The following is a 16,813-nucleotide window of genomic DNA, read 5'->3' as shown; positions in this document are numbered from 1 at the left end:
CGCGCGTGCGCCGAACCCAGGACCGGTATGCCGTCCGGACAGGGAACCACGCGGGCACCATGCCGGACAGTGCGATGCAAAAATGACCGGGCTTACAGCAAGCGGGTGAAGCGCAGCGCGATCACGTTCACCCCCGGGTTAGGCTTCTTGATGCCGGCATTGGAAAAGTGCATCGCATTCAGGCTGACCTCGCTGGCCCCGAACGCATAGCCCACGCCCAGACGCGAGGCGAAGTGCCCGTGCGAGGTGAGGTCGTGGTCGTCCGCGAAGCGGGTCTTGGAGAGGTATGCGCCGCCCAGGCTGGCTTCCACGAAGGGGCCGCTGTCGGGCCGGCTGGTCTTGAAGCGGTAGTGGGCCACCGGCGCCACCGTCACGCTCCACACCTTGTCGGCCTGGGTGTTGCTGTACCCTACTCCTACTTCCATCCGGGTCTGGTAGAGGCCGCTGTCGCTTTCGTACTGGTTGATCACCCAGCCTGCGCTGATACGCCCGTCGTTGACGCTGCCCTCGCCGCGCGGATGATCGAGCGCACCCAGCGAAACCGTCAGGGAATCCACTGCCAGGGCCGGCAGCGCGGACAGGGCCAGGCACAGCCCCAGGCCGATTGCATTGAACCGCATGTTAGCTCCTTCGTTCTTATTGGCTGGCGCTGCCTTTCCACATGAAAAGCGCACGCCTGCCAGACAGGAGCAAACGTCATACCGGCCGTGGCCGGTTTACCCGCGTGGGAAGCGGAGGGTCATCCTGGATCAGCCGGTCACGCCGGGCCAGCGAGGGGAACCAGCGCATCCACAGGCCCGCCACCGCCAGCGTGCCCACCCCGCCCAGCACCACAGCGGGCACCGTGCCCAGCCAGTGTGCGGTCATGCCCGACTCGAACTCGCCTAGCTGGTTGGAGGCGCCGATGAAAAGCGAGTTGACTGCACTGACGCGGCCGCGCATCTCGTCCGGGGTTTCCAGCTGCACCAAGGTGCTGCGGATCACCACGCTGATCATGTCGGAGGCGCCCAGTACCACCAAGGCCGCCAGCGACAGCGGAAACCACGACGAGAGGCCAAAGACGATGGTCGCCAGGCCGAACACGGCCACAGCGATGAACATGATGCGCCCCACGCGATGCTGGATCGGGTGCCGCATCAGCCATGCCGACATCGCCAGCGCGCCCACCGCCGGTGCGGAGCGCAGAAGCCCCAGCCCCCACGGGCCGGTATGCAGGATCTCGCCGGCATACACCGGCAGGAGCGCCGTGGCCCCACCCAGCAGCACTGCAAAGAGGTCCAGCGACATCGCCCCCAGAATGTCGCGCCGGCTGCGGATGAAGTGCACGCCGGCCATCAGGGCCTCCAGTGTCATCGCCTTGCCGCTGGAAATATGGCGCCGGGCCGGCACACGTACCACCAGCGCCGCGCCCAGGAGGAACATGGTCATCACCAGGGCATAGGTAAACTCCGCTCCCAGTGCGTACAGGAAACCGCCGGCGGCCGGCGCAAGGATGGTGGCCGCCTCGTTGGCCGAAGCGGCTGCGGCGATGGCGGGCGCCAGCAGCGTGGGCGGCACCACGCTCGGCAGGAGGGCCTGCATCGTGGGCATGTCGAAAGCACGGCAGATGCCGATCACCACGGCAATGGCGAAGATCAGCTCGCGAGTGGTAGAGAACCCCCAGTGCAGCGCGCCCATCGCCAAAAGCGCTGCCGAGGCCGCCTGGACCGTCATGCTCAGCGCCACGATGCGCTGGCGATGGAAGCGGTCGGCCACCGTGCCCACCACCAGCACCAGCAGGATACGCGGCACAAACTGCAACAGGCCGACAATGCCCAGATCGAAGGCGCTGCCGGTCAGCGCGTACACCTGCCAGCCGATCGCCACCGACATTACCTGAAAGCCGCTGGTGAGCAGCACCCGGGTCAGCCAGAACCACCAGAACGGGCGGAAATGACGCAAGGAAACAGGCGGGTCGGACAGCGGAGCGGAGTCGGGGGCGTGCATGCAGGGTTGGCCGAAGGATGGGGATGAGCAGAGCCCACAGCTTACCGCGTCTTGCGCAGGGCCGCGACCCGCCGCCCCAGCCCCGGCTTTGGGCGTATCATCGGGCGCCTGATTCCGCTTCCGGTGACCTCCCATGACCGACACTCCCACCCTTCAGCCCAAACCTTGCAACAAGTGCGGCGCCCCTGCACAGGTGGTCAAGACCGGTTCGCGCCGCTTCTGGGTGCAGTGCAGCCGCTACCCCGATCAGGGCACCTGCGTCACCATCGGCCCGCAGACCGACAACCGCAAGGATGCGATCCTGCGCTGGAATGCCACCCGCTGAGTCCGCAAGCAAAACCGCCCGTGCGGGCGGCGATGCGTGCAAACGCCAGCCTGGTCAGAAGCCGGCGGTGGCCCCGTCCGGATTGCGCGGGTCGGAATAGCCGTACAGCCCATCCTCACGCACCTGGATCGTCTGGGTGCGCCCCATCGTCGGCTTGACCGACACCTTGTAGCCCTGCTGGCGCAGGATGGCCAGCGTGTCCGGGCTCAGCCCCTTCTCTACCCGCAGCTCATCGGGTAGCCACTGATGATGGATGCGGGGCGTGGCAGCGGCTTCGGCCGGGTTCATGCCGAAGTCGATCGCATTGACGATCGTCTGCAGCGTGGTGGTGATGATACGTGCGCCGCCAGGGCTGCCTGTTACCAGCCATGGCTTGCCTTCCTTGAGTACCAGCGTCGGCGACATTGATGACAGCGGGCGCTTGCGCGGGGCGATGGCGTTGGCCTCGCCGCCGATCAGGCCGTAGGCGTTCGCCACGCCGGGCTTGGCCGAAAAGTCGTCCATCTGGTCGTTGAGCAGGATGCCGGTGCCCCGTGCGACGATGCCACTGCCGAAGTTGAGGTTGAGGGTATAGGTGACCGCTACCGCGTTCCCTTTGCCGTCGACGATCGAGTAATGCGTGGTCTGGTCGCTCTCGTACGGCTGCGGCTGGCCGGGCTTGATGGCCGATGCCGGGCTCACCCGTTCCGGGTCGATCCTGGCCGCCAGGCTGTCGGCATAGCGCCGCGAGGTCAGCCCGGCTACCGGCACCTTCACAAAGTCCGGGTCCCCAAGGTATTCCGCCCGGTCGGCGTACGCCAGCTTCATGGCTTCGGCCATGAGATGGATCGACCGGGCACTGTTGGCACCGTACTGGGCCAGCGGGTAGCGCTCCAGAAGGTTGAGGATCTGCACGATGTGCGTGCCGCCGGAGCTGGGCGGCGGCATCGACACCACCCGGTAGCCGCGATAGCTGCCCGCAACTGGCTGTCGCTCGGCCACGCGGTAGCCGCGCAGGTCCGCAGCGGTGATCAGCCCGCCGTGCGCCGCCATCTCGGCCACGATCTTCTCCGCGATCGGCCCTTCGTAGAAGGCCCGGGCGCCTTGGACGGCGATCAGCCGCAGCGAACCGGCCAGGTCTTTCTGTACCAGCCGCTCGCCCGCCTTCAGGGGCCGCTCGCCGCGGAAGAAGATCGCACGCGTCGCCGGCCACTTGCCGAGGTTGTCCTTTTCCACCTCCAGCACCTTGGCCAGAGTGGGGCTGACAGTGAAGCCCTGCTCGGCCAGGCGGATGGCCGGCGCGATCACGTCGCGCAGGCGCATCGTGCCCCAGCGGCGCAGGGCGTGTTCCATGCCCGCCACGGTGCCGGGTACGCCGACCGCCAGATGCGTGTACAGCGACCGCCCTTCTACCACCTTGCCCTCGGCATCCAGGTACATGTCGCGCCCGGCCCGTTCGGGGGCCATTTCGCGGAAGTCCAGCGCAATGTCCTGACCGGTTCGCGCGTCGTGCAGCATCAGGAACCCGCCACCGCCGATGTTGCCGGCATTGGGCAGGACCACAGCCAGTGCAAAGCCGACGGCGACGGCGGCGTCCACCGCATTGCCGCCCCGGCGCAGGATGTCCAGCCCCACCTGCGTGGCCAAGGCCTGTTCGGTAGCCACCATGCCGTTGCGGGCGTACACCGGGTGGAAGATGTCCTGTTCGTAGTCGTAGCGGATGGCGGCCGCGGCCGTGGTGCCTGGCACGGTATCAGCGGCGGACGGTGCGGCAGCGAAGAGAAGGCCGAGGCTGGCAGCCAGCATGGCCAGGCGTAGGCGGGTGGGCATGAAGGTCTCCTTTGTCGTTCGGATGGGGGCGCGACCGTCTTTTTGCGGCTGGGCGCTCCTTCATGCTCGGGGCAGCGGCTGGGGCGGTCAATGGCGCGCGGCAGTGCCGAGGATGCACAAAAAAGCCCGCCGAGGCGGGCCGAATGCAGAAGAAAGGATGAGGCGGGCTCAGGCAGCGGCGGCGGCTTTTAGCAGGCCGTAGAGTTCGTCCTTCAGGCGCAGCTTGGTCTTCTTGAGTGTTTCGATCTCGTCGGGCGAGCCAGGCTCGATGTGCGCTTCCATGTTCTTGATCTTCTGGTCCAGATCATTGTGCTCGTTGAAGAGGCGGGCAAAATGCGGGTCCTGCGTCTTGAGGCGGGAAATCAGGTCGCGGTATTCGGGGAACATCGGCAACTCCTTGGGTGGGATGAAAACGTCATCGATGGCTTCATCCTACTCCGGCGGCCTACCGTTTCCTTGCGCTGCATCAACTGCGCCTGCCCAGCTGACTGATCAGTACGCTGACCACAATCAGAGCGGCCCCGGTCACCATCCACACCGTCAGCCGCTCGCCTGCGAGCCAGCCCACCAGCCCTGCCCAGACAGGCTCCATCGCATAAATGATGGTGGCGCGGGTGGCAGGTACTGTTTTCTGAGCCCAGTTCATCGCTACCTGGATCACCGCCGTGGCCAGACCCATGCCCAGTACGCAGACCAGCAGCATCGGATGCGCCTGCGGCAGTGGTTCGCCGGCGGCCACTGCCCCGGCTGCCGCCAGGCACGACACGGTGAAAAGCTGCACCACTGTCACCCGGCGCGCATTGCAGTCGGCGGCATAGCGGCTGACGAGGCAGATCTCCAGCGCGATCGCTGCCGCCCCGGCCAACGTCAGCCACTCGCCTTGGCCGAAGCCGCTGTCCAGTCCGTTGGGGTCGGCCAAGAGCACCAGCCCGGCAAACGCCACGGCGATGCCGATCCAGGCCGCCACGGGGGGGCGCCAGCGGAACATCGCCCATTGGAAGACCGGCACCAGCGGCACGTACAGCGCGGTGAGGAAGGCCGATTTGCTGCTGGTGATGCTGCCCAGTCCCACTGTCTGCAGGCAGTAACTGAGGGTGAGCACGCTGCCGATCAGTACACCCGCCCGCAGTTCGTGAGCGGTAAGGCCCGCCAGGAGACGCCCGGCAAGCAGCAAAGCAATCAGGCCGGCAGTACCGAACCGCAGGGCAACAAAGCCGAACGGCCCCACCCATTCGAGCGCGGTCTGGACAGTGAGAAAAGTGCCCCCCCAAAGCATGGTGACACCGATCAGTGTGACGTCGGGCAGCAGGGGATGGCGGGCGGGGGGCTGGCTGGTGGCGGGCATGGCATTGCAAAGGACTGGGGGATAGCGCACTATACCGCTGCCCTCCCGTTTTGTGCAGTATATTGCTCATGCCCCTGCCCACCCCCCTTCCGGATGTTCTCGCCACCGTGGCGGCCAACCTGCGCCGTGCGCGTTTGGCGGCCGGTCTGTCCCAAGATGGGCTGGCCCGCCAGGCCGGGGTCAGCCGGCGCATGCTGGTGGCCATCGAGGCGGGCGAGAGCAATGTCAGTCTCTCCACGCTCGATCGGCTGGCGCGTGCGCTGGGTCTGCGTTTCGGTGAGTTGGTGCAGCCGCTTGCGACGGGCGGTGCCGTTCCCCGTCCGGCACGGTTGTGGCAGGGCCAGCAGGAGGAAAGCCACGGTACGCTGATGGAGCATATCGCCCATGCGGGCACGCAAGTGGAACTGTGGCTGTGGCAGCTGGCGGCCGGGGACAGCTACGAGGCCTCGCCCGATCCGGACGGTAGCCACGAGATGCTGCTGGTGCTGGAGGGGACGCTGCTGCTGGTGCTGGCGGGGGGCGAGCGCACGCTGTCGGCGGGCGAGACAGTCACCTTGGCGACCGACCGTCCTTACCGGTATCACAACCCGGGACCAGAGCGGGTGCGCTTCAGTAAGAATGTGATCGCTCCGCTCTAGCCCCGCGCCCGGCCAAGGTTGGCCGAAGCCGGCAGTCAGGGGGTGTAGCCGAGATTGGGCGCCAGATCGCGCTCGGCCTGCTGCAGGCTGACCCCGCGACGCTGTGCGTAGCTCTCCACCTGATCCCGCTCGATCTTGCCGACGCCAAAGTAGCGTGCTTCGGGGTGGCTGAAGTAGAAGCCGGACACTGCCGCCGTCGGCAGCATCGCGTACCCCTCAGTCAGGGTCATGCCGATGCCGGGGGCGTCCAGCAGCTCGAACAGCGCCTGCTTGACCGTATGATCCGGGCAGGCTGGGTAGCCCGGTGCCGGGCGGATGCCGCGGTAGGCCTCGTCGATCAGTGCCTCATTGTCCAGGGCTTCGTCAGCCGCATAGCCCCAGAACTCGCGTCGTACCCGCGCATGCATCAGTTCGGCAAAGGCTTCGGCCAACCGGTCGGCCAGCGCCTTGAGCAGAATGGCCGAATAGTCGTCCCCTTCCGCCTCGAAGCGGGCCACATGTGGCTCAATGCCGAGCCCGGCGGTGACGGCAAAGGCGCCGATGTAGTCGGCCACACCACTTTCGCGCGGGGCAATGAAGTCCGCCAAGGCCCAGTCCGGCTTGCCGTCGGCCTTGGCCAGCTGCTGGCGCAGCCCCACCCAGGTCATCAGCGGCCCACTGCCGTCCGGTGCGTAGATCTCGATGTCGTCGTCCCCCACGCTGCTGGCGGGGAAGAGCCCGATCACCGCGCTGGCCGTCAGCCACCGCTCGCCGATGATCTGGCGGAGCATGGCCTGTGCATCGTCGAACAGCGCCCGAGCCGATTCGCCCACGACCTCATCCTGGAGGATGGCCGGGTAGCGGCCGGCCAACTCCCAGCTCTGGAAGAATGGCGTCCAGTCGATGTAGCCCGCGATTTCCTCCAGCGGGTAGTGCTCGAAACGGCGTACCCCGAGCCAGCGGGGCACGGGTGGGACATAGGCCTGCCAGTCGGTCCGCAGGCGGTTGGCCCGGGCTTCCGCCAGGGGCAGCCCCTGGCGCTTCTGCTTGCCGGCGTGTCCTTCTCGGGCGCGCTCGTACTCGCCCGCCACCTCGGCTACATATGCATCGCGCAGGGTGTCCGACAGCAGGTTGGAGCATACCCCCACCGCACGGCTGGCATCGGGCACGTAGATCACCGGGCCATCGTAGTGCGGGGCGATCTTCACTGCCGTGTGCACCTTGGAGGTGGTGGCGCCGCCGATCAAGAGAGGAATGTCGAAGCCCTGGCGCTGCATTTCCTTGGCCACATGGCTCATTTCTTCCAGGCTGGGGGTAATCAGGCCAGAGAGGCCAATGATGTCGGCCTTGTGTTCGCGCGCGGCGTCGAGGATGGTCTGGCACGGCACCATCACGCCCAGGTCGATCACCTTGTAGTTGTTGCAGCGAAGTACCACGCCGACGATGTTCTTGCCAATGTCGTGCACGTCGCCCTTCACCGTGGCCATGATGATCACGCCCTTGGCTGGCGCATCAGCCAGGCCCAGCGCAATCTTTTCTTCTTCGATGAAGGGTTCCAGATGGGCCACCGCAGCTTTCATTACCCGCGCGGATTTCACCACCTGCGGCAGGAACATCTTGCCGGCACCGAACAGGTCGCCCACCACATTCATGCCGTCCATCAGCGGGCCTTCGATCACATGGATCGGCCGCTCGCTCTTCTGGCGCACCTCCTCGGTGTCTTCCACGATATAGGTGGTGATGCCTTTCACAAGCGCGTGTTCCAGCCGCTTTTCCACCGGCAGCGTGCGCCAGGCGAGATCCTCGGCTTTTTTCTCGCCCACTGCATCGCCCTTGAAGCGTTCGGCCAACGCAATCAGGTGTTCCGTCGCATCGCCGCCCTCCTTGGGCGCGCGCATCAGCACCACGTCTTCGATGCGCTCGCGCAGTTCCGGGTCCACCTCGTCGTAGACTTCGAGTGCACCTGCGTTGACGATGCCCATGGTCATGCCACGCTTGATGGCGTGGTAGAGGAACACTGCGTGGATGGCCTCACGCACCTTGTTGTTGCCGCGGAAAGAGAAGGATACGTTGGACACGCCGCCGGAAATCTTGGCATGCGGCAGATGTTGCTTGATCCAGCCGGTAGCTTCAATGAAGTCCAGGCCGTAGCGGGCGTGTTCCTCGATGCCCGTGGCGACCGCAAAGATGTTGGGGTCGAAGATGATGTCCTGCGGCGGGAAGCCCACCTCGTCCACCAGGATGCGGTAGCTCTTCTCGCAGATTTCCACCTTGCGGGCATAGGTGTCGGCCTGGCCCTGCTCGTCAAAGGCCATCACGATTACCGCCGCACCGTAGCGGCGCAGCAGGCGCGCCTGTTCCTTGAACTTGTCGACCCCTTCCTTCATGGAGATGGAGTTGACGATGCCCTTGCCCTGGATGCATTTCAGCCCGGCCTCGATCACTTCCCACTTGGAGCTGTCGATCATGATCGGCACGCGCGCGATATCCGGCTCGGCCGCGATCAGGTTGAGAAAACGCACCATCGCGGCCTGGGCATCGAGCATGCCCTCGTCCATGTTGATGTCGATGATCTGGGCGCCGTTTTCCACCTGCTGGCGCGCTACATCCAGCGCGGTAGCGTAGTCACCGTTGAGGATCAGCTTGGCAAACGCCCGGCTGCCGGTGACGTTGGTACGCTCGCCCACGTTCACGAACAGATCGTTGTCGCCGATGTTGAACGGTTCCAGGCCGGAGAGCCGGCACTTGGGCTCGATGGCCGGCAGCGCGCGCGGCGGCAGCCCTTCCACCGCGCGTGCAATGGCGGCAATGTGGTCCGGCGTGGTGCCGCAGCAGCCCCCCACGATGTTGATCAGCCCGGACTGCGCCCATTCGCGCACGTGCTCGCCCATGGTCTCGGGCTCGAGGTCATAACCGCCGAAGGCGTTGGGCAGGCCGGCGTTGGCGTGCACCGAAACGTAGGTGGCCGAGATGCGCGCCATTTCCTCCACATACGGTCGCAGCAGGTCCGGCCCCAGGGCACAGTTGAGACCGAAGGACAGGGCGTCGGCATGTGCCAGGCTGTTGTAAAAGGCTTCGGTGGTCTGACCGGTGAGCGTGCGCCCCGACTGGTCGGTGATAGTACCGGAGATCATGATCGGCAGCCGGGGCCGGTCGGGGCGGGTGTCGAAGTAGCGGTGGATGGCGAACACCGCTGCCTTGGCGTTCAGCGTGTCGAAGATGGTTTCCACCAAGAGCAGGTCGGCCCCGCCGGTCACCAAGCCGTCGATCGCCTCGGTGTAGCTCTCCACCAGTGCGTCGAAGGTGATGTTGCGAAAGCCCGGGTCGTTGACGTCCGGGCTGATGCTACAGGTACGGTTGGTGGGGCCGAGCACGCCGGCACAGAAGCGTGGCCGGTCTGGCGTCCGCGCGGTCTGGGCCGCACACAGCGTCTTCACCAAGCGTGCCGCAGCGTGGTTGATTTCCCACACCAGGCTCTCCATCGCGTAGTCGGCCATTGCGATCGAGGTGGCGTTGAAGGTGTTGGTCTCGATGATGTCGGCTCCGGCATCCAGGTAGGCCTGGTGAATGCCGCCGATGACGTCCGGCCTGGTCAACACCAGGAGGTCGTTGTTGCCCTTCACGTCGCACGGCCACTCGGCAAAACGGGTGCCGCGGTAGTCCGCCTCCGTTAGCTGGTGCCGCTGGATCATGGTACCCATGCCGCCATCAAGAATCAGGATGCGACGGGACAATTGTTGGTATACGGTAGAGGACTGGGCAGTATGCATCTCGAAGGGCAGGTCTCTAGTCGGTATGATGGGGCCGGACAAAAAAACGGAGCCGCACGGCGGCCCCCTTGCATGATCTTACCACCGGCACCCCGCACGGGGGTGGCGCGCATTTAGAAGAAGAAGGTACAAGATTATGGTTGCTTACTATAAGGTGCTGCTGGGTGCGGTGGCACTGATGCTGGGTGTCGGGGTGTGTCGGGCGGAGGCGCCTCTGCGGATCGGCGTCTCCGATTCCGACGGACCGCCGCTGGTGGTGCTGTCCGATACCGCCGAGCGCGTGCTTTCCGGTGGGCTGATCCGCGACTTGGGCGAGGCGCTGGCCGGCGAGCTTGGCACCCGCGCCGAATACGTGGTGCTGTCGCGTAACCGCATCGAGCCCGCGCTGGAAGCCAGCCGGGTAGACATCGTCTGCAATGCCAATCCGGCGTGGTACGGCAACGCCGGCCGCCTGGGGTGGACGGCCGAGCTCTTCCCGCAGATCGAACGGCTGGTGTCGTTGCGCAACCGTCCAGACATCACCGAGCTGGACCAGCTACGCGGCCGCCGCGTGGGTACCATCCGCGGCTATCACTACCCCGCGTTGGAAAAGGCCTGGGCCAGCGGCGCGCGCCGTCAGGACGAGGCCCGGCTGGACTTGCTGGTCAAGGCGGTACAGAAAGGCTTGGTGGATGTGGCGGTATACTCCGAGCTGGAGTTCTCGGCCTGGGCACGTGCCTACCCCTTCGAGGCCCGGCAGTTCAAACTGCATCCAGTCATGGTGTCCACCATGCCCACGATGTGTGCAGTGGCCCCGCAGTCTGCCTACGGGGTGGACCGGCTCAACGGCGCCATTGGTCGCCTTAAGGATGCCGGGCGCCTGCGCACGCTGGTGCGCAGCTATCAGTGGCATCCGATCTGAATATGGGGACGTTCGTTTATCTGCACGGCTTCGAGTCCGGCCCGTCTTCGGCCAAGGCGCGGGAGGCCGCTGCCTTTTTGGCGCGTGACGGCCGGGGGGCCAGCCTGCAATGTCCGCAGCTGCCGGTGCACCCGGCGGAAGCGTTCGCCCTGCTCGAAGGGCTGTGTGCCCCGCTTCCCCCTGACAGTGTGCTGATCGGCAGTTCGTTGGGTGGCTTCTATGCCACATGGGCCGCCGAGCGCTTCGACTTGCGCGCCGTGCTCATCAATCCCGCTGTCCGTCCCTTCGATCGCCTGGCCGAGCTGGCCGGCGAGCGGGTGCATCCTTATACCGGCGAGCATTACCATCTGGACATGGACGATATGAACGCCTTGCGCGATCGCTTTGTGCCGCGTCCCGACCCGCGCCGTTACTGGCTGGTGCTGGGCACCGCGGACGAGACGCTCGACTGGCGCGAGGCCGCCCGTCACTATGCCGGTGCCCGACAAACCCTCTTCAACGGCGACGATCATCGCCTGAACCGCTGGCCCGAATGTCTGCCTTCCCTTTCCGACTTTGCCGCCTGACGGCGCTGGCTGTCCTGGTGGCCAGCCTGTCCGCCTGTGGCGACTACGAGGCCCGTGTGGCCGATGGCATCCGCATCGATGCCACCCCCTTGCAAACCCCGGCCGATGGCGTGGCGCCGGTAGTGGTGAATGGCTATACGCTCACCCCGCTGGCCCGCTTCGACATCAGCGCACGCGTGCTGTCGCGGCGTGAGTACAAGCAGGACCGTGAAGCCGAACTGTCACAACTGGATCTGGCGCTCGGCTGGGGGGCGATGTCCGACAGCGCGGTGCTGCGCAAACTGGAGATCACTCAGAGCGACCGCTTTTTCTTCTGGCGGGCCAGCGCGCTGCCCATTCCGCGCGACGAAGTGGTGCGCTCGGCCTCCAACATGCATCTCATCCCGGCCGATCCTACCGTGCGGCGCACGCTGCTGTCGGCCGGCAAGGGCGATGGGGTGCACCTGACAGGCTATCTGGTGGAGGCGCGCGGACAGAAGAACTACGTCTGGCGCAGTTCGCTCTCGCGGGAGGACAGTGGCCGTGGCGCGTGCGAGCTGGTGTATGTCACCGCTGCCGAAGTGCTGCCCCTGCCGGAGCTGGCTCGCCGCCTGCCGCACTGAGCGGCCTGGCCGACGGAGAGCGCGGACGCGACACTGCCGGCACACCGGGGCCGTGCCCCGTTTCGGCCAACCCTGTCTGCTGCAAGGAGACCCTGCATGCCCTATGCCATCCGTTTTGCCCGCACCGGCGGGCCCGAAGTGCTCGCCAGCGAGGCGGTCGAGGTCGGTGTGCCCGGCCCGGGCGAGGTGCGCATCCGCCATACTGCCATCGGCGTCAACTTCATCGATACCTACCAGCGCAGCGGCCTCTATCCGCTGGCGCTTCCCTCTGGCCTGGGCCAGGAAGCAGCCGGTGTGATCGAGGCGGTGGGTGATGGCGTGACCGGGCTGGGGGCGGGGGACCGTGTGGCCTATGCGGGCGGGCCGCTCGGGGCCTACAGCACGCACCGCATCATGCCGGCCTCGGTGCTGGTGAAACTGCCGGACGAGATCGATGATGAAACCGCCGCTTCGATCATGTTGCAGGGCATGACGGTGGAGTACTTGGTACGCCGCACCTTTGCCGTGCAGCCCGGTCAGACGGTGCTGTGGCACGCCGCGGCTGGCGGTGTCGGCCAGATCGCGGTGCAGTGGCTCAAGTCGGAGGGGGCCAACGTGATCGGCACGGTCGGCTCCGATGCCAAGGCAGACATCGTGCGCCGTCTGGGATGCGACCACGTCCTCAACTACCGCAGCGACGATGTGGTGGCCGCCGTCCGGCGCCTGACGGGTGGACGCGGTGTGCCGGTGGTGTACGACTCGGTGGGCAAAGACACCTTCGAGCGCTCGCTTGACTGTCTGGCTCCGCGTGGCATGTTCGTCAGCTTCGGTAATGCCTCGGGCGCCGTACCTGCCTTCGCTCCGCTGCTGCTGTCGCAGAAGGGCTCGCTGTTCTTTACCCGCCCCCGGCTGGCGGACTACACCGCCACGCGCGACGAACTGCTGGCTTCGGCCGGAGCGCTGTTCGAGAAGGTACGCTCGGGCGCGATCAGTGTGGCCCCCTCGGCCCGCTACCCACTGGCGCAGGTGGCTCAAGCCCACCGGGATCTGGAGGCCCGCGCGACTACCGGGTCGATCATTCTGGTGCCGTAAGGGCCGGTCAGGGTTGGGTGACGTCATCTGGCAGCAGCCGCGACAGTGCCCGTCGCACGCACTGCCGCCGTGCAGCACCGAAGGTATGGCTGCACTGGGCTTCTGCCTCGGCCATGCCCTGACAGCGTTCGGGTCGGGCGTGCCGACTGCAGTCCGCGGCGGGCAGGCGGGCGCGGATGCAGGCTCGCAGGCCGGCACCGGTCTGCCCGGTACATGCCGCATGGGCAGCCACCAGGGCTTCACAGCTGCGGCTGTCGCGCTGGCGCTTGCACACCAATGGCGGCGTGAACTCGGCCACGCACGCCTGGCGGGCGCCGGTGTTCAGGTCGGTGCAGGCGGTGGCCCCCAGTCGGGCGGCCTCGCAGCGCTGTGGCGCCTGGGTGCGAGCACAGGAGGATTCGGCCAAGGCAAGGGAACCCGGCAGGCCGCCTGCCAGGAAGAGTGCGGTAATGCAGAGCGCAAACAGGCGCCGCATGCTGTCCCCTTGCCTTGGGCCGTTCGTCAGTCGGCCGGGTTAAATGGGCTCTGGCGCTGCTTGTTGCGCCAGTAGCAACGTTTTTTCTGTCCGGGTGGGCCGTCGGCCTCGTCCGGCGGGGCGGGCGGCCCCTCGCGCATCCGCATCCACGCACGCGGGTGCTTGCGCAGGTGTTCGGCCTGCTCTTCGGTCAGGTCGCCATTACGGATGGCCTCCCGCAGTCGCAGCTCGCGCAGCGCCCGACGCCGGGCCTTGTCGGTCTGCTCGCCATCGTTCTGGAACGGTCCGTCCGCCTGCCAGGGCGCAGCCTGCAGCGGGGGCGGGCAATCTGGCGGGGCCGCAGCCGCCGGCCGTGCCATCACAACGAGACCGATGGCCAACAAGCCGGCCAGCAAACGGTATTCCATGCAAACATTCTATCCGCTGAAAGGGCGGCGTGCCACGTGGCTGGCCGCCCGCAGGTGGGCTTACTTGTCGCGGTGCACTTGGCTGTTGGGCACGGTGCCCGCCTGGGTGGCCGCCGGGTGCATGCTCTGGCGCAGGCTGCGCAGCTGGGCACGCTCGCTGGCATCGATCACACCGTCGGCGCGGAAGGCCTGCATCTTTTCCCGGAACCGTGCACGGTCCTCCGGGCTCAGCCGTTTGGCTTGGGCACGGTGTTCGAAGCCAGGCCCATGATGCCGGCCCTTGCCTTGAAACTGCCATTCGGCGGGGATATCGGTACGGGCCGGTCCGCGGACGTCGTTTTGGGCCAGCTGGCGCATCTTTTCATGCAGGGCCTGCCGCTGGGCTGCCAAGGCCTGACGGTCGGCCTCGCTCAGCGGCCCAGGGGTTTGGCTGCGCAGCGTCTGCACGCGAGCGCGCAAGGCATCGCGGTCGGCAGCCAGCGTTTGCAGTTCGGCATCGGTCAGCGCGCCTGAGCGGATGGCGTCTTGCAGGAAATGGCGCGATCCGGGCTGGGCGGGCTGGGCGGGCGCTGCCAGCGCCGACAAGGTGGAGGTAACGAGCGTAGCGGCCAAGGTGGCGGCAAGAAGCTTTTTCATCGTGAAATCCTCTGTGAGTGGGATGAACGCTGTCACTGTAGGAGGAAGGTGTTGCGCAAAGCTGTAGCACGGCCCGGCAAATGTTAAGAGGTGTGTCGGCAAGCTGCCAGCTTCACACTTCTTTACAGCCGGGCTGACCGCAGCGCCCGGGCGCGCTAATCTTCCGGCATGGACGCTCACAAGATTCTCGTCATCGACGATGACGCAAAGCTGCGCGATCTGCTGGCGCGCTATCTCACCCAGCAGGGCATGACGGTGGAGACCCTGCCAGACGCCCGCGACCTGGACCGCAAGCTCGCGCGCAACCGGCCTGACCTGATCGTACTGGACGTAATGATGCCGGGCGAGGACGGGCTGGCCGTAGTGCGGCGGCTGCGTGCCCAGGGCGAGAGCATGCCCATCATCATGCTGACCGCGCGCGGTGAGGACGTGGACCGCATCCTGGGGCTGGAAATGGGGGCCGACGACTACCTGCCCAAGCCCTTCAATCCTCGGGAGCTCACCGCCCGCATCGAGGCGGTACTGCGGCGCCATCACACCACTCCGGCGCTGGTGGCGCGCCACGAGGCGGATGAAGCGATCACCTTCGGCGACTTCGTGCTGCATCTGGGGCGGCGCGAGCTGGCACATGGGGGGCGCCCGGTATCGCTGACCAGCGCGGAATACGCAGTGCTGGCCGTGCTGGCCACCCATCCGCGCCGTCCGCTCACCCGCGAGCAGTTGATGGAGCTGGCGCTCGGCAAAGGGGGGGGCGAATCGCTCGATCGCAGCATCGACGTGCACATCTCGCGCCTGCGGCGCGCGCTGGACAGCGGCGAGGCCGGCGTGCGCTACATCCAGACGGTATGGGGCTACGGCTACGTGTTCGTCCCCGACGGTCTGCCACGGGATGCGGCCTGATGCGTGCGTTCGCCGGCTCGCTGTTCCTGCGCTTGGCGCTTCTGGTCGTGGTGACGGTGCTGGCCACGCAGGTGTTCACACTCTGGCTGTCGGTGCGCCAGAAGCATGCACTGCTGGCAGACCAGCTCTACGCACAGGTGATCGACACGCTGGCCGATCTGGAGGGCAGCCTGGATGGCATGGGGCCCGCCGGACGCCGTGCCTTCCTGCGCGTATACAACCGCGAGGGGTTTCCGCAGCTGCTGCCCGGTGGTGCAGAAAAGGGCCCCGCGTTCGCGCGGCGCCTGCCGCCCTTGGGCCAGGCGGTGGCCGAGCGGCTTTCGGCCAACCTGGGCGAACCCGTCAGCGTACGCTGGCTGCGCACCGGCGAGCGGCAAGAAATGTGGGTGCAGGTTCCGCTTCTGGGGGAGCGCTACTGGCTGGTCATGCCGATGGGGCGCTTTCTGTCCCCGGACTTCACTCCCGCCATGCTGGCCGCCGCCGGGGTTTCGCTGCTGGCCATGCTGGCCGCCTTCGGTCTGGCCTGGCGGGTCACCCGTCCGCTCACCCGCCTGTCGGACGCCGCGCGATTGCTGGAAGCGGGGGGCGTGCCCGAGCCTGTGCCGGCCACTGGCCCACGCGAGGTACGGTTGCTTACAGAACGCTTCAATCGCATGGCGCGTGCCCTGACCGACAGCGCACGCGAGCGCCGCCTGATGCTGGCGGGCCTGTCCCACGACCTGCGCACGCCACTTACCCGGCTGAAGCTGGCACTGGCATTGCAGCCCGACGGCGGAGACAAGCCAGACATGCTGGACGACATCGACGAGCTGTCGCGCATCGTGCAGCAGTTCATCGATTTCGCTCGTGCCGAGGAGGGGGCCCGGCTGGAGCCGGTGGCCTTGGGCGATGTGGCCGCCAGCGTAGTGGGTCGTTTTGTGCGCGAGGGGGTGGACGTGCGTCTCGAGCGCCAAGTGGAAGACGAGCGGCTGGCCGATGGCTTGGCATTGGAACGGCTCTTGACCAACCTGATCGACAACGCGCGGCGCTACGGCCGCGCACCGTTCACCGTGCGTCTGGCAAAGGACGGCGTCGATGGCGTATGCCTGTCAGTGATCGACTGCGGCCTCGGCATTCCCCCAGAACACCGTGAAGCCGCACTGTCGCCCTTCGAGCGCCTGACCGCACACCGCGGCACCGATGGGGGCAGTGGACTGGGGCTGGCGATCGTGGCGCGGATCGTACGCCAGCATGGGGGTACGCTAGCCTTCGATGACCCACCCGAAGGAGGGTTCGCGGTCCGGGTGTGCCTGCCTGGGCACGTACCGCCCCGCTAATCCCCGGCTGCGGCCGCCCTCTTTTCCGCCCCCTTCCGGGGCCGCGTGTCGTCATGTCCGCTTGTCGGACGCAGATTGTCACCGGGG

At 66.7% G+C, this 16,813-nt stretch carries 17 protein-coding genes; 8 read left to right on the top strand and 9 right to left on the bottom strand.

Annotated features, from left to right (window positions below; genetic code table 11):
- Positions 1 to 92: 92 nt before the first annotated feature.
- Together EV669_RS04350 and EV669_RS04345 are read right to left on the bottom strand one after the other, a co-directional pair.
- Entirely contained in the window at positions 93 to 620 is a 528-nt protein-coding gene (locus tag EV669_RS04350) for an acyloxyacyl hydrolase (protein ID WP_055433854.1), read from the bottom strand.
- A 76-nt stretch (positions 621 to 696) separates the two neighbouring features.
- On the bottom strand, positions 697 to 1,986 hold the full coding sequence (locus EV669_RS04345; protein ID WP_132097986.1) for an MFS transporter: 1,290 nt from the start codon (positions 1,984 to 1,986) through the stop codon (positions 697 to 699).
- A gap of 133 nt (positions 1,987 to 2,119) precedes the next feature.
- On the opposite strand from EV669_RS04345, the gene EV669_RS04340 reads away from it, so the two are divergent.
- Positions 2,120 to 2,311: a Lar family restriction alleviation protein gene (locus EV669_RS04340; RefSeq protein ID WP_054285530.1), complete on the top strand. Its 192-nt coding sequence runs from the start codon at positions 2,120 to 2,122 to the stop codon at positions 2,309 to 2,311.
- A gap of 54 nt (positions 2,312 to 2,365) precedes the next feature.
- Here the strand turns inward: EV669_RS04340 and ggt are convergent, their stop codons facing one another.
- The 3 genes from ggt to EV669_RS04325 form a co-directional block, all read right to left on the bottom strand.
- Entirely contained in the window at positions 2,366 to 4,120 is a 1,755-nt protein-coding gene (gene ggt, locus EV669_RS04335; protein ID WP_132097985.1) for a gamma-glutamyltransferase, read from the bottom strand.
- A gap of 168 nt (positions 4,121 to 4,288) precedes the next feature.
- Positions 4,289 to 4,507, bottom strand: a complete 219-nt coding sequence (locus tag EV669_RS04330; protein ID WP_055433857.1) for a YdcH family protein — start codon at positions 4,505 to 4,507, stop codon at positions 4,289 to 4,291.
- Positions 4,508 to 4,586: 79 nt separating this feature from the next.
- On the bottom strand, positions 4,587 to 5,465 hold the full coding sequence (locus EV669_RS04325) for a DMT family transporter (RefSeq protein ID WP_132097984.1): 879 nt from the start codon (positions 5,463 to 5,465) through the stop codon (positions 4,587 to 4,589).
- A 68-nt stretch (positions 5,466 to 5,533) separates the two neighbouring features.
- On the opposite strand from EV669_RS04325, the gene EV669_RS04320 reads away from it, so the two are divergent.
- Positions 5,534 to 6,103 (top strand): XRE family transcriptional regulator, encoded by a 570-nt coding sequence (locus EV669_RS04320; RefSeq protein WP_245622705.1) that lies wholly within the window; start codon positions 5,534 to 5,536, stop codon positions 6,101 to 6,103.
- A 35-nt stretch (positions 6,104 to 6,138) separates the two neighbouring features.
- On the opposite strand, the gene metH is transcribed toward EV669_RS04320, so the two are convergent.
- Positions 6,139 to 9,852 (bottom strand): methionine synthase, encoded by a 3,714-nt coding sequence (metH, locus tag EV669_RS04315; RefSeq protein ID WP_132097983.1) that lies wholly within the window; start codon positions 9,850 to 9,852, stop codon positions 6,139 to 6,141.
- 136 nt (positions 9,853 to 9,988) lie between these two features.
- Here metH and EV669_RS04310 point away from each other — a divergent pair, with 136 nt between their 5' ends.
- The 4 genes from EV669_RS04310 (at position 9,989) to EV669_RS04295 (ending at position 12,992) form a co-directional block, all read left to right on the top strand.
- Complete coding sequence (locus tag EV669_RS04310) at positions 9,989 to 10,753, top strand: substrate-binding periplasmic protein (RefSeq protein ID WP_132097982.1); 765 nt, start codon at positions 9,989 to 9,991, stop codon at positions 10,751 to 10,753.
- 2 nt (positions 10,754 to 10,755) lie between these two features.
- Complete coding sequence (locus EV669_RS04305; RefSeq protein ID WP_132097981.1) at positions 10,756 to 11,319, top strand: YqiA/YcfP family alpha/beta fold hydrolase; 564 nt, start codon at positions 10,756 to 10,758, stop codon at positions 11,317 to 11,319.
- Entirely contained in the window at positions 11,286 to 11,921 is a 636-nt protein-coding gene (locus tag EV669_RS04300; RefSeq protein WP_072242858.1) for a hypothetical protein, read from the top strand. Before EV669_RS04305 ends, EV669_RS04300 begins: the two co-directional genes overlap by 34 nt.
- Before the next feature lie 96 nt (positions 11,922 to 12,017).
- Positions 12,018 to 12,992, top strand: coding sequence for a quinone oxidoreductase family protein (locus EV669_RS04295; RefSeq protein WP_055433862.1), 975 nt, complete (start codon positions 12,018 to 12,020; stop codon positions 12,990 to 12,992).
- A 7-nt stretch (positions 12,993 to 12,999) separates the two neighbouring features.
- Here the strand turns inward: EV669_RS04295 and EV669_RS04290 are convergent, their stop codons facing one another.
- From EV669_RS04290 to EV669_RS04280, 3 genes are read right to left on the bottom strand one after another with little or no spacing between them, the layout of a single operon-like run.
- Positions 13,000 to 13,467, bottom strand: a complete 468-nt coding sequence (locus tag EV669_RS04290; RefSeq protein ID WP_132097980.1) for a hypothetical protein — start codon at positions 13,465 to 13,467, stop codon at positions 13,000 to 13,002.
- Between the two features lie 26 nt (positions 13,468 to 13,493).
- Positions 13,494 to 13,874, bottom strand: a complete 381-nt coding sequence (locus EV669_RS04285) for a hypothetical protein (RefSeq protein ID WP_055433864.1) — start codon at positions 13,872 to 13,874, stop codon at positions 13,494 to 13,496.
- A gap of 60 nt (positions 13,875 to 13,934) precedes the next feature.
- Positions 13,935 to 14,510, bottom strand: a complete 576-nt coding sequence (locus EV669_RS04280; RefSeq protein ID WP_132097979.1) for a hypothetical protein — start codon at positions 14,508 to 14,510, stop codon at positions 13,935 to 13,937.
- A 168-nt stretch (positions 14,511 to 14,678) separates the two neighbouring features.
- On the opposite strand from EV669_RS04280, the gene EV669_RS04275 reads away from it, so the two are divergent.
- Positions 14,679 to 15,410: a response regulator gene (locus EV669_RS04275; RefSeq protein WP_054286126.1), complete on the top strand. Its 732-nt coding sequence runs from the start codon at positions 14,679 to 14,681 to the stop codon at positions 15,408 to 15,410.
- Positions 15,410 to 16,726, top strand: a complete 1,317-nt coding sequence (locus tag EV669_RS04270) for an ATP-binding protein (protein WP_132097978.1) — start codon at positions 15,410 to 15,412, stop codon at positions 16,724 to 16,726. Before EV669_RS04275 ends, EV669_RS04270 begins: the two co-directional genes overlap by 1 nt.
- The last annotated feature ends 87 nt before the right edge of the window (positions 16,727 to 16,813 follow it).

The sequence above is a fragment of the Gulbenkiania mobilis genome (assembly GCA_004346645.1).
Taxonomy (GTDB): Bacteria; Pseudomonadota; Gammaproteobacteria; order Burkholderiales; family Chromobacteriaceae; genus Gulbenkiania; species Gulbenkiania mobilis.
The sequence above is the reverse complement of the archived record's forward strand: the minus strand, read 5'-3'. Positions and strand labels throughout refer to the sequence as shown.